General features: G+C 63.2%; 10 protein-coding genes. 3 read left to right on the top strand and 7 right to left on the bottom strand.

The annotated features are described in order from the left end of the window. Positions 1-6: 6 nt before the first annotated feature. Genes K1X15_RS10325 through K1X15_RS10315 form a run of 3 tightly spaced genes read right to left on the bottom strand, consistent with a single transcriptional unit; the run spans position 7 to position 4,491 of the window. Positions 7-2,673 carry an alpha-L-rhamnosidase gene (locus tag K1X15_RS10325; protein WP_220307349.1) on the bottom strand — a complete coding sequence of 889 codons (2,667 nt, stop codon included), beginning with the start codon at positions 2,671-2,673 and terminating at the stop codon, positions 7-9. A gap of 34 nt (positions 2,674-2,707) precedes the next feature. Then, positions 2,708-3,391, bottom strand: coding sequence for a GntR family transcriptional regulator (locus tag K1X15_RS10320; protein WP_220307348.1), 684 nt, complete (start codon positions 3,389-3,391; stop codon positions 2,708-2,710). A gap of 23 nt (positions 3,392-3,414) precedes the next feature. Then, the gene (locus K1X15_RS10315; RefSeq protein WP_240549715.1) at positions 3,415-4,491 is read right to left on the bottom strand and encodes a dihydrodipicolinate synthase family protein; all 1,077 of its coding nucleotides are present in this window, start codon (positions 4,489-4,491) and stop codon (positions 3,415-3,417) included. 17 nt (positions 4,492-4,508) lie between these two features. On the opposite strand from K1X15_RS10315, the gene K1X15_RS10310 reads away from it, so the two are divergent. The 3 genes from K1X15_RS10310 to K1X15_RS10300 are packed head-to-tail and all read left to right on the top strand — an operon-like array spanning position 4,509 to position 7,358. Then, on the top strand, positions 4,509-5,510 hold the full coding sequence (locus K1X15_RS10310; RefSeq protein WP_220307346.1) for a sialic acid TRAP transporter substrate-binding protein SiaP: 1,002 nt from the start codon (positions 4,509-4,511) through the stop codon (positions 5,508-5,510). A gap of 32 nt (positions 5,511-5,542) precedes the next feature. Next, positions 5,543-6,034 carry a TRAP transporter small permease gene (locus tag K1X15_RS10305; RefSeq protein WP_220307345.1) on the top strand — a complete coding sequence of 164 codons (492 nt, stop codon included), beginning with the start codon at positions 5,543-5,545 and terminating at the stop codon, positions 6,032-6,034. Positions 6,035-6,056: 22 nt separating this feature from the next. Beyond that, complete coding sequence (locus K1X15_RS10300) at positions 6,057-7,358, top strand: TRAP transporter large permease (RefSeq protein ID WP_220307344.1); 1,302 nt, start codon at positions 6,057-6,059, stop codon at positions 7,356-7,358. 270 nt (positions 7,359-7,628) lie between these two features. Here K1X15_RS10300 and K1X15_RS10295 read toward each other — a convergent pair whose 3' ends face one another. Genes K1X15_RS10295 through K1X15_RS10280 form a run of 4 tightly spaced genes read right to left on the bottom strand, consistent with a single transcriptional unit; the run spans position 7,629 to position 12,592 of the window. Next, positions 7,629-8,567, bottom strand: coding sequence for a LysR family transcriptional regulator (locus K1X15_RS10295; protein WP_220307343.1), 939 nt, complete (start codon positions 8,565-8,567; stop codon positions 7,629-7,631). Between the two features lie 32 nt (positions 8,568-8,599). After that, positions 8,600-9,217 carry a flavin reductase family protein gene (locus K1X15_RS10290; RefSeq protein WP_220307342.1) on the bottom strand — a complete coding sequence of 206 codons (618 nt, stop codon included), beginning with the start codon at positions 9,215-9,217 and terminating at the stop codon, positions 8,600-8,602. A gap of 32 nt (positions 9,218-9,249) precedes the next feature. Next, positions 9,250-10,596 (bottom strand): lyase family protein, encoded by a 1,347-nt coding sequence (locus tag K1X15_RS10285; protein WP_220307341.1) that lies wholly within the window; start codon positions 10,594-10,596, stop codon positions 9,250-9,252. Then, positions 10,583-12,592: an ABC transporter ATP-binding protein gene (locus tag K1X15_RS10280; RefSeq protein WP_220307340.1), complete on the bottom strand. Its 2,010-nt coding sequence runs from the start codon at positions 12,590-12,592 to the stop codon at positions 10,583-10,585. The genes K1X15_RS10285 and K1X15_RS10280 overlap by 14 nt, the downstream gene beginning before the upstream one ends. Positions 12,593-12,594: the final 2 nt, after the last annotated feature.

The following is a 12,594-nucleotide window of genomic DNA, read 5'->3' as shown; positions in this document are numbered from 1 at the left end:
CTCGTTTCAGAGCGAAAGGGTAATGGTGTAGCGGCCGGAGCCGAGGGTGAAGCTGGCGCCGGGAACGGGCAGGGGCCTGTCGCCCGCTATGAGCGTGAGCACCGGCCGGGGCAAGGCGATACGGCCCGCGCAATTGGGCGGGATGGAGAAGGTCCAGGTGACGAGGCTACCCTCTATGCGCCAGGTGCTTTCGACCCTTCCGGTGGGCGCGTCGTAATGCGCCTCGAGCCAGCCCAGTCGGGGATCGAACAGCGGCCGCATGGCAATGGTCGAATAGCCCGGATCGGTCTCGTCCCAATCGATGCCGGCAACGCGGGCATAGAGCCACTCGCCCACCGCGCCATAGGCATAATGATTGAACGAGTTCATGTTGACGCTCTGGAAGCCCTTGTCTTGGGTCCAGCCATCCCAGCGTTCCCAGATGGTGGTGGCCCCCTGCGCAATGGAAAAGCCCCAGCTGGGATAGCTCTGGTTGAGCAGCAGGTCATAGGCCCGTTCCGGCGCGCCGATATCGCTCAGTACCGGGCAGAGATGCTTCACGCCCAGGAACCCGGTCTGTAGATGCCCGTTCGCCTCTTCGAGCTTGCGCAGCAGGTGCCCCGCAGCCTTGGCATGCAGGTCGGTTGGGAGCACGGCGAAATCGAGCGCCAGCAGATAGGCGGTCTGGGTGTCGCCTGTGATGCGGCCATCATCGTCGACAAAGGCTTTTATGAAGGCCTGCCGCACCGCGCGCGCCTGATCCTCATAGTAGCGGGCCAATTCGCTGCGTGCGACCACGGCGGAAAGCTTGGCCATCAAATCGGCTACATGCACCCAATAGGCGGTGGCCACCATGGTGCGGTCCGAGGCCGGGCCGACGCTCAGCCAGTCGCCGTAATTGTTGTAGACGGCGTTGACCCGCAGGTGATCGGGATTGGCGTCGGCAATGTGCCTCAGCCAGGCCACCAGCCGGTCGAAGTGCCTTTCGACCAGCGCCCTGTCGCCATAGCGCAGCCAATGCTGCCAGGCGAGAATGACGGGCGCATCACCCCAGCCGGGAGCACCGGGTTGGGCCGACTGGCGATAGGGGTTGAGCGGGCGCGAGGGGGCAATATCGGTAAAGGCGCCGTCGGGCAACTGGGCCTCGGCAATGTCCTCGAACCATTTTTCGAGAAAGGCCGAGACGTCCATGCCATAGCCCGCGGTCTTCCAAAACACTTGCGCATCGGCACTCCAACCCAGCCGCTCGTCGCGTTGCGGACAATCGGTGGGCACGGAAAGGAAATTGTCGCGCTGGCTCCATTCGATATTGGCGATCAACTTGTTGACCATATCCGAACCGGTCCGCAGCGACCCGGCGATGTTCAGGTCATTGTGGATGGCAATGCCGGTCAGCGTCACATCGTCGGGCGAGACGCCATCGGGCAAGGTCAGTTCAACGAACTGGAAGCCATGGAAGGTAAAGCGTGGCTTGAACCTTTCGCAGCCATGGCCCCTGGCGATATAGTGGTCCACGGCCACGGCATGGCGCAGATTGGCGACATAGAGTTCACCCTGGGCGTCGAGCATTTCGCCATGGCGCAGGGTGAAACGGTCGCCTGATCTGGCCTGAACCTCAAGCTGGACATAACCAGCAATGTTCTGGCCCAGGTCATGGACATGACCGCCGGTTCTTGCCCGATGCAGAAAGCGCGCCGGGAAGCGCACGGTCTCGCGCACTTGCGGGGCGCGGGCGGCTTCGAGGCGCGGCGCGCGCGGCTCGGGCGTGAACACCTCCACCGGTTGCCAACGCGCATCGTCAAAGCCCGGTTGGGCCCAGCCCGGCATCTCCAGCTGCGCGTCATAGAGCTCGCCCATGAGAAAATCGCTGTAGCAGACCGGACCCTGTACGGTGCGCCAATCTGCGTCGCTCAGGATGCGCTCGATCCGCCCGTCGGCATATTCGAGATGCAATTGGCAGAGGAGGGCTGGCCGCCCGCCATAATGATTGCCGGCGCGACGCTGATTGTGCCCGACCCGGCCCGAATACCAACCTTCGCCAAGGAGCGCGCCCAGGGCATTGGCGCCCGAACGCACCAGATCGGTCACGTCGTATGATTGATACTCCACCCGCTGGTGATAATCGGTCCAGCCCGGCGCCATCACCGCATCGCCGACGCGGGCGCCGTTGAGATAGAGCTCATAGAGTCCCAGCGCCGTCACATAAGCTGTGGCGCGCACGGGTTTATCAGGCGTGGAAAAATCACGCCGGAAATGGTCGGCAGGGCGGGCCTGCCAGCGATTGTCATAGGGATTGTCGGCCGGCGCCTCCCGCCCGGCGGGAAGCACGAAATAGCGGGCAATCCAGTCGGCCTGCCAGTCGCTCTGCTGCATCAGCCCGGTGAACAAGTGTCCAGCTTCGGCCCAGTCCGAGGGCGTGCCGGCCTCGTCCCAGACCATCACGGTCCAGTCCAGGGCCTGGTCCGACACCAGCGCGGGTCCGGCATACTCGACCTGCCGGGTCTGTGCGGACATGACCTTGCCGCTGTCCCACAGCATTGCCTCCCCCGCACGCACCATCAGCCGATAGGCGGTCTGGCTTCGCTCATGGCCTTCCCCTTCCAGCGCCCAGTCGAAACGCGGGTGGGGGCGGTTGAGGCCCATGGGGGCGGTCTGGTGCTCGCAGCGGAGCGCGACGGGACGCAAGGCAGTCACCTTTATACTCGCTAAGAGGGCGGCGGATGGGGCGCTAGAGGGCCAGCGCCCGTTCCCGCGCATTGCGGATATGGGCTTCCATGGCCGCGGCCGCCTTGTTACGGTCGCGTTCCAGAATGGCCTCGATAATGGCCAGGTGATCGCCAAAGGCCGCCGGCAGGGTCGTGGCGCTCAGCGTGATACGGTCGAGCTTGATCAACCGCACCCGGATCGAGTTCACGTCATAGGCCTGCACCAACAGCTCGTTCTCGGTGAAGCCGATGAGCATTTCATGGAAACGCGAATCCACGTCCTGGCTTTCCTCGAAGAATGCGGTGCTGCGCTCGACCTTGAGCCGTTCGAGAATTTCCAGGTGCAGCCGCTTCTGCTCTTCGATCATTTCGTCCGGCATGCGGTCAACGGCGTAGAGCGTAGCCTCGCGCTCGAAAGCCATCCGCATCTGGTAGGCGTCGCGGATCATGGGCAGGTCGATGGTGGTGATCTGGATGCCGCGCTGCGGCATCACATTGAGCAAGCCCTCGGCCTCCAGGCGCGGCAGCAATTCCCGCAATGCGCCGATGGACAGATCCAGCGTCTGCACCAGTTCGCGCTGAGACACCACCTGGCCCGGGCGCAGCCGCCCGGCGAGCAATTCCTGCTGGAAGCGCTCATAGGCCGCCTTCTTCACCGAGGCCGGTGCGGTGCCCAATGGTTCGGCTATGCTGGACGAACGGGCCATACTCCCCTCCATGGATCGGATGATCAGGCGGCGGTCCGCACCGCAAACCCGGTGCCCTCGATGGCATCAAAGACCACACTGGCTCGTTCCGGCGCCAGCGCCATCAGTGGCGGCATAGCACGGGCCCATTCCTTGTCCTTGTAGAATGCGGCAAGCACGGCCTTGAGGGCAAGCAGCGCGCCATTGCCATCCACTGCTTCGATGCGGGTGGCGGCATTGGCCTTGAGCGGGGCCGAGCCTTCGGCACCGGGCGCCTCGTAGAGCGCGCGCAGATCCTTGCTGAACACGTTGGGCATGCCGCCGATCATGCCGGCGCCGCCCCGTGCCAGAAGACTGGGCAGGACGCGGTCATCGCCGGTAAAGATCGACAGCTGCGGAAAGCCCTCGGCCAGTTCCACGCCGCTTTCCAGCTTCCCGGTGGAATCCTTGATGCCCACGATCCGGTCGCCAAACCGCGCGATCAGCTTGCGGACCAGGCTCGGCGTGAAGGTGATGCGCGAGAATTGCGGGATATTGTAGAGGAGGATGTCGAGATCGGGATGGCCCGCCCGCTCCAGCGCCCTCTCGAAAAAGGCGACGATGCCCTCCTCGCTGGCGCTGGCGTAATAAAAGGGCGGCAGTACCAGCGCGCCCCGGCAGCCGAGTGCCGCGATCTCGGCAATCATGCGACCCGCTTCGTCGCTGCTGGGCGTCATTACCGAGGGAATCTGGCTGCGCATGTCCGCACCGGCATCGGCTAGGGCCCGCAGCGCGGCGATCTTCTCATTGGTGGAGAACGAAGCCCCCTCGCCGGTAGTGCCGAAGGTCGAAACGAAGCTGCACCCCTGGCTCAGAAGTCGGGTGCAATGCATGGCCAGACGCCCCGCATCAATTGAAAATTGCGGGCTGACCGGCGTCACCGATGCGCAAATGATTCCGGAAAGGTCTGAATTTGCCAAGGGTTTAGTCCTCCGTATGGGCCTTGTCAGCACACTGATACAATCAGTTATCACATCACTGTTTACATCAGTCGTTTCCTGCTGCAAAGTCCAGCCGTCAAAACAAGCGGACACTTTCGCTGGCGAACTGATGCCGGAGAGGAGGAAGTGAGCCGCACCCATCGAGAGGGAGGATCGAAATGACCCTTAAGTACACCGCCTTGGTCGCCATGACCGCTACTGCACTCGCCACCCTGATGGCAGCGCCCGCCTTCGCCCAGGACAAGCTGGAACTCAAGTTCACCACCGTGTCTGTGCCTACGGACCTGCACACCCAGGCCATGAAGGTCTTTGCCGACAAGCTCGAGGAGCTTTCGCCGGGCCGCTATGATATCCAGCTCTATGACTCTGGTGCCCTGTTTGGTCAGAACGCCGATCTCGATGCGCTCCAGCGCGGCAATGCCGAAATGGCCTATGTCGCCTTCCAGCTGATCGCCGACGCCATTCCCGAATTCGGTCTGTTCACCGCCGGCTATCTGTTCCAGAGCCCGGAGCATTACCGGGCCGTGCTGGAAAGCGATATCGGTGCCGAGTTCAAGCAGCGCGTCTCCGATGAGATGGGCCTGCAAATCCTGGATGCCTGCTATCTGGGCACCCGCCAGCTTAACCTGCGCAGCGCACGCGACGTGCAGACCCCCGCGGACCTCGCCGGCGTCAAGCTGCGCATGCCGGGCGCCGAAAGCTGGCTCTTCCTGGGCGAAGCCCTGGGCGCCAACCCCACCCCGCTGCCATTTTCAGAAGTCTATCTCGGCCTCCAGACCGGCACCATTGACGCCCAGGACAATCCCTTGCCCACGGTCGATGCCGCCAAGTTCTACGAGGTAACCGAGCAGATCACCCTCACCAGCCACCTGGTCGACGGTCTGCCCATGGTGGTCAACAACCAGACCTGGGAACAGCTGACCGACGACGAAAAGGCCAAGATGACCGAAGCGGCCGTGGCGGCCTGTGACTGGAACAACCAGGCCCGCATCGCCGAGGAAGATCGCCTTGTGGCCTTCTTCGAGAGCGAAGGCCTGACTGTCACCACCCCCGATGTCGACGCCTTCCGCACCCATGTCCAGGACTATTACCTGAATTCGGAACGCGCCGCGCTCTGGCCCGAAGGCTGGGTTGACCGCATCAATGAACTGGCCCCCTGATAGCCAGAACCCCGCCTGACCTGGACGACACGATGACAGAAAGCCTCAAGTCCCTTTTGCCCACCCTGCGCAGGATTGCCGACACGCTCGGCGTATTGTTCTTCGTGGCGGCTTTCGGCGGCTTCATCGTCCAGGTCTTCATGCGCTATGTCATGAACCGGCCGCTCGCCTGGACTGAAGAGTTCGTCATGGTCGCCTTCATCTGGGCGGTCTTCTGGGCGGCGGCCTTCATGGTGCGCATCAAGGAGCATGTCTCGTTCGACGTGCTCTACGACTTCCTCCCCGAGAGCGGGCGGCGACTATCGGCCATCTTCGCGATGGCGGTGCTGCTGTTGGCTTTCGGCCTGCTCATTCCCCACACGGTCGACTACCTGGCCTTTCTGACCCGCAAGAATTCGCCGGTGCTGCGCCTGCCCATGGAATGGATCTATGGTTGTTACCTCGTGTTCCTGGTGTCTTTTGCAGGGCAGGGGCTCCATCGCCTTATCGGCCTAATGGGCCGGAACTGGCGCCGCCATCTCTGACCCCGCCTGCAAGGAGGCCCTCATGCTGGCGGATTACGCCCTTCCCATTCTCGTCATCCTGCTGATCGTGATCACGGCCTCCGGCCTGCCCTTCTCGATCTCGATGATCGTCGCCTCCATCTTCTATCTTGTTGTCTCCGGCCGCGATGTGGGCCTGGCCGCCGAGAACGTGCTCAATGGCGTCTTTGGCAATTTCGTCGCGCTGGCGGTGCCGCTCTTCATATTTGCCGCCAACATTATGGAATCGGGCAAGATCACCGAGCGCCTGCTCAAATTCTCCCTGGCCATGGTGGGCCGCCTCCCGGGCGGGCTGGCCCAAGTCAACGTCATCACCTCGCTGATCTTTTCGGGCATGAGCGGCTCGGCCATTTCCGACGCCGCAGGCGTGGGCAAGGTCGTGACCGGCATGATGATCGAGAAGGACCGCTATCCGCGCGGTTTTGCCGGGGCGCTAACCGCCGCAACCGCCGTGGTCGGGCCGATCTTTCCGCCCTCCATTCCGCTGGTCTTTTATGCCCTGATCTCCTCCACCTCGGTGGGCGTGCTGTTCCTGGCTGGCGTCGTGCCGGCGCTGATCGTGGTGCTGGTGCAATGCGTCTTCGTGCAGGCCGTGGCCATCAGGCGCAAATTCCCGGTTGAAGCCGCCATTCCATGGGGTCTCTATCCAGTCATCATCCTGCGCGCGGTGCCGCCGCTGATGATGCCGGTCATCCTGCTCGGCGGCATCTATTCGGGTGCCTTCACCCCCACCGAGGCGGCAGCCGTGTCGGCCTTCTATGCGCTGGTGCTGGCCGTGGTCGCCTATCGCAGCCTGACCTGGGCGGAATTCTACGCCGTGGTGCGCGAGACCGTGAAGACCACTGCCGTGGTGACCCTGGTGCTGGGCGGCGCTTTCGTCTTCAACTATGCCATCACCATCGAACGCGTGCCGCAAATGCTCTACGAGTTCCTCGTGAGCTTCGAGATGAACCAGTGGACCTTCCTGCTGCTGGTCAACATCCTCTATCTGCTGCTCGGGTGCTTTCTCGATGTTTCCACCATCATGCTGGTGATAACGCCGCTCTTCATCCCCACAGCGGCGGCCCTGGGCATCGACCTGCACCATTTCGGCGTGGTCGTCGTCTTCAACATGATGATCGGGCTGATCACCCCGCCCTATGGCATACTGCTTTACATCATCAAGGCCATTAACGGCATTCCGCTTGGCGAGATGATCCGCGAAGTGTGGGTGCATATCGCCATGCTGGTGGGCATTCTCATGCTCATCACCTACGTGCCCGAATTGGTGCTATGGTTACCCAGGGCCGCGGGTCTGCTGAACTAGCCCCCGCCGACTTGGCTGCCCGTCGGGTTGGGGCAGGGGATCGAGTTCGCCGCGGCGCTGGGGACAGCACGGAAGCGTTGTTGGACATTCCCCGAGCCCTCATGGGCATTGCGACTGCCCGCTGCCAAGTCCAAAGTGGTAACACCGTGCGCAGCCGGAAAGCTACAGCGGCGCCGCCTGCGGGAGCGCCTGGGTCGGCCTTTGCAAAAGCGGGCAGTTGGGGGCGGGGCAGTGATCGATCGATCTGCTCCTCGCCACACCTGACATAGCCTAGGTGTGAGTGATCAGGCGGAGACTGTCGGCGATGTCGGGGGTTGACTGTCGCTCCGCGACAACAAAATCGCGCATGCTTTGCACGAAATCGCGTTCGAGGGCCGGGCGGGGCCCCCGCGGGTGGATGGTTGCATAGGTAACCCAGCGCTCATGCGCCAGGGGTCGCAGCACAAGCGGCTCTCCGGGAAGTATTCGGCCGCAGACTCTATCGACAATGGTCGCTCCGAGCCCATCGCGCACCAGTTGCGTGACCACCGGCGTCGACGTGGTTTCGATGGGGACAGGCGGCGCTAGCCCCGCCCCTGAAAACACCTCGTCCATGCGGTCGCGCCACCTTTGACCCTTGTGAAGGGCAACAATGGGCTGGTTGACCAGGTCTTCGGGTTCGATGCTTTCTCGAGCGGCCAGCGGATGGTCCGCCCGCATGAGGACCCCAACACGCGCTTCGAGGAACGGCTCGACGGTCAGCTCGACAATGGCGTTTTCCAGGGGCACCGAGATGATCCCGAAATTAAACGCCCGCGCGGCCACCTTGCTTTCGATGCCGAAGCGCGTCTCGACATTGATGTCGCATTCGAATTCCATTCCTTTCCGGCGCATGAGCGCCAGAGTTGGTGCAATGACGCCCATGGCGAGCGGCGCAGCGGTGACGAGCCGCAGCCGATTGTTGGTCTGCTGGCGGATATCGCGCGACACCGCGCTCATTTCATCGAGACCGCGCAGGATATGCTCGGTCTCGCGATAGAAGCGGTCACCTTCCTCGGTGAGCTCCAGGCGGCGCTTGTGACGGGCAAAGAGCACCAGGCCCAGCTCGGATTCCAGCAGGGAAATCAGCCGACTCGCTGCCGAAGGGGAGATGTTGAGCTCGCGCGACGCCTGCGCAAGCGATCCGAGCGTGACGATGCGGCGGAAGATGCGCAGCGATCTCAGGTTCAATTTGGCCCCTCCTGCGCCGCTCGGGCTGCATCTTACCCAATTTGGGGGCGCAGCATCTCGAAAGTTTGGGTCGCCCGCACATAGTCTCCGCGATAGCCGCAGCGGGCAATGGTCCCCGCACGAACCATGTCGAACCGCCCGTCCAGCAGCAGATCGGCGCGAATATGGACACGCGTGACCTGGCCGATGATCAGGTGGCTGAGGACCGGTTGACCATCCAGGTCATGGAGCTGGCGGGTTTCGAGCACTCGGCATTCCATGGCCGCGGCGGCGTCCGCCACCCGAGGAACAGCAATGGTATCACTGTTCAGCTTGCCCAGCCCGGCCATCTCGAACTCATCGGTCAGTGGCGGATAAGTGCCGGAAGACTGGTTCATCTGTTGGGCCAGGTCTTGGGTCGCCAGGTTGAACACGAAGGCACCCGACTGGACGACATTGGACAGCGTGTCTTTGCGACCCTCGCTGCCAAAAATCAGGATCGGCGGCTTGTGGCTGAACATGTTGAAATAGCTATAGGGTGCCAGATTGGCGACGCCAGACGCCCCGATTGAGGAAATCCAGCCGATCGGTCGGGGCGCGATGATGGCCTTGATCGGATCATGAGGCAGGCCATGCCCTAGGGCGGGATCGAAGGAATGGTAGTCGCTCAAGCGGTATTGGCTCCCCTGGAAGCAGTTCGGCCCTAACTGGTCTGGCGCCGCCGCAAGTCGTGCGACACGCTCGCGGCAAGCGACACCGATTGGCGGGCAATAGTCGCGCTTTCGCCCAGATAGTTGGCCGGATCGAGCGCCTGTTCAAGCGCGCTGCGGTCGATATGCGCGGCTATCTCTTGACGGAGCAGAATATCCACGAGGTCACTCCCATCGCGGGTCGCGGCGATCACCGCATGATGCACCGCATCATGTGCCCTGGAGCGACCAATACGGGGCGCCAGCACCATCATCAGGTTCTCCGAAGCGATGACATTGGCGCTGCGCCCCAGATTGGCCGACATTGCGGCCGGCTTGATCTCGATATGGGCCAGGGTTGCCTCCAGCCGCTGCGCCAGTTCCCAGCCCAGCATGCAGGCGCTTTCGAGCGTACGCGACATCAACTGGTTGCTGGCGGCGTCTCCCTCATGGCCCGGCATGCCCGCCTCGAGGGCAGGCGCGACCCGGGAGCGCAACTGCGCCGCGGTCGAGATCAGGTGCACCACATGCTTGGGATTGACCTTGTGTGGCATGGTCGAGCTGCCGATAACCAGGTCTCCCAATTGCTCGGCCACCTCGTCGATCTCGTTGGCCATCAGGCGATAAAGTTCGTTGCCGATGCGCCCCACCGCCATGGCGAAGAGCCCCAGGCTCGCCACATATTCAGCCTGGGTGTCGATCGAAGCGCGCGAGGGTACGAGGACATGGCCCAGCGCCAGCCTCCGGCCCAGCGCTTTGGCCAGCGCGTCGCCCTTGCCGTCGAAGGAATGCATCGCGCCGATGGCGCCGCCAAAGGACAGCGCGAACAGACGCGCCTCGCATTCGGCAAAACGCCGGTTTTGCCGCGACAATTCCTCGATCCAGCCGGCAACCTTGAAGCCGAAGCTGATGGGCAGGGCATGGCGGTTATTGGTGCGTCCGGCCATCAGGGTTTCCGCATGCTCATCGGCCCAACCGCCCAGCGTATCCATCGCACCGGCCAGATGCCCCAGCATCCGCTGGTGGCCCCGGCGCACCAGCAGCAGCATGCCGGTGGACATGATGTTCTGCGTCGTGCCGCCCCAATGGACATAGCCGCCCGCCTCACCGCACAACTCGGTCAGGGCCCGGACCAGCGAGACGATGGGCGCCATGGTCTCGGCCACAGAGCGTTCCAGCGCATCGAGATCGAACAGTTCGAGCCGGGCCTTGCCGGCAATCTCGTCGGCGGCCCATTGCGGGATCATGCCGATTTCGGCCTGGGCCTGCGCCATGGCGGCTTCGACATCGAGCCAGGCCTGCCAGAGATTGGGACGGGAGAACAATGTTTGCGGCGTCAGGCCAGCATCATGAAAGGTCATGGGTGACAACCTCGTCGCGAATACAGCGTGTCAATTGCGGGCCGGTTTTGGCCGGTTGCAGGGCCGGGGGCGCGGCGCGGCAGGCCTCGGCCACATAGGGGCAGCGCTCGGAGAAGCGGCAACCCGGTGGCAGGTCGAGTGGATTGGTGATAATTGCCGAGCCGGCCCGTCGGGGCTTTCTGGTCCCATTCAGTTCGGGCACCGAGGACAGCAATAGTTGCGTATAGGGATGGCGAGGGGCGGCCAGAATATCGGCGGCGTCGCCCATTTCCACTATCTGCCCCAGATACATGACGGCAATGCGCGAGGCGACCTGATGCACCACCCCGATATCGTGGGTGATCAGCAGATAGGTCAGCCCGAGATCGCGCTGCAGATCGGAGAGCAGGTTGAGGATCTGCGCCTGCACCGACACGTCGAGCGCCGAAGTCGGTTCGTCACAGACCAGCAGTGCCGGCTTCATCACCAGCGCCCGGGCAATGGCGACACGCTGGCGCTGCCCGCCCGACATCTGGTTGGGATAGTTGTGCATGACCCGGCTGGGCAGCCCAACCCGCTCCATCACCTCCACCACCGCCGCCTCGCGGCTCTGCGCGTCGCCAATGCCGTGGATTTCTAGTGGCCGTCCGATCAGCCGGCCAATGGTGTGGCGCGGATTGAGCGAGGAATAGGGATCCTGGAAGATGGGTTGCATCAGCCGGGCGCGCTTGAGCCGATCCATTTTGGCAATGGGCTCGCCTTCGAGCAGCACCTCGCCATTGCTGGCGGGGTTGAGGCCGAGCAGGATCTTGGCCAAAGTCGTCTTGCCGGAGCCGCTTTCCCCGACCAGCGCAAAAGTCTCGCCGCGGCGGATGTCGATCGAGACGTCGTCCAGCGCATGCAGCTGTCTTGCCTTGGCAAAGATCGAGCGCTTGATGTCATAGACCTTCTCGATGCCGCGCCCCTCCATGAGCACGTCATCGAGCTTGGCCTTGAGTGGCTGCATTTCGACATCGGGCTGGGCCGGTGGCAGGAGGGCAATCTCCTCCGGTGTCAGCACGCAGGCATATGTGCGGCCACCAAGGTCGCGAAGGGGCGGACGGCTGCTGCGGCATTCGGCGCGCGATTGCGGGCAGCGCGAGGAGAACACGCAATACTCCACCTCGCCAATCAGCGAGGGCACGATGCCCGGAATGGCGCCCAGCCGGCGCGGCACGTCGGACAGTTTTGGTGCACTGGCCAAAAGGCCCCGCGTATAGGGATGCATGGGATGATGCAGCACTTCGGCGCAGGCACCCTGTTCGACGATCTCGCCGCCATACATTACCGCCACCTTGTCGACGGTCGAGGCGACGACCGCCAGGTCATGGGTGATCAGGATCATCGCCATGCCGAATTCGCGGCGGAGATCGGCCAAAAGGTCCATGATCTGGGCCTGAACGGTGACGTCGAGCGCGGTGGTTGGCTCATCGGCAATAATCAGGTCCGGCTCGTTCATCAGTGCCATGGCGATCATCACGCGTTGGCGCTGCCCGCCCGAGAGCTGGTGCGGATATTGCTCCATCCGCCCGGCGGGATCGGGGATGCCAACCTTGCCGAGCAGATCGACAGCGCACTCCCGTGCTTCGGCTTCGTTTAGCCGTCCGATGCGAGTGGCCGCCTCGGTCATTTGCCTGCCGATGGAATAAACCGGATTGAGCGAGGTCATGGGCTCCTGGAAGATCATGGAGACCTTCTGCCCAGCCACGTCATTGGCAAAGTGCCGGTCGTCCATTGATCCAAGGTCATCGCCGCACAGCGAAATGGCCTCGGCCCGAACCTGGGCATTGCGCGGCAGGAGCCGCATGAGCGCCAGGGCGGTCATGGACTTGCCCGAGCCCGATTCCCCAACAATACCGATGGCCTCGCCGGCTTTGAGATCGAGACTGGTGCTGCGCACGGCCCTAAGCGGCCCGGCAGGGGTCGGCAACACGACTTCGAGGTCGCGGACCGTCAGAATGGTGCGAGTGTCGAGCATGG

The sequence above is a fragment of the Devosia salina genome, assembly GCF_019504385.1.
Taxonomy (GTDB): Bacteria; Pseudomonadota; Alphaproteobacteria; order Rhizobiales; family Devosiaceae; genus Devosia; species Devosia salina.
This window is presented reverse-complemented; position numbering and strand designations above follow the sequence as displayed.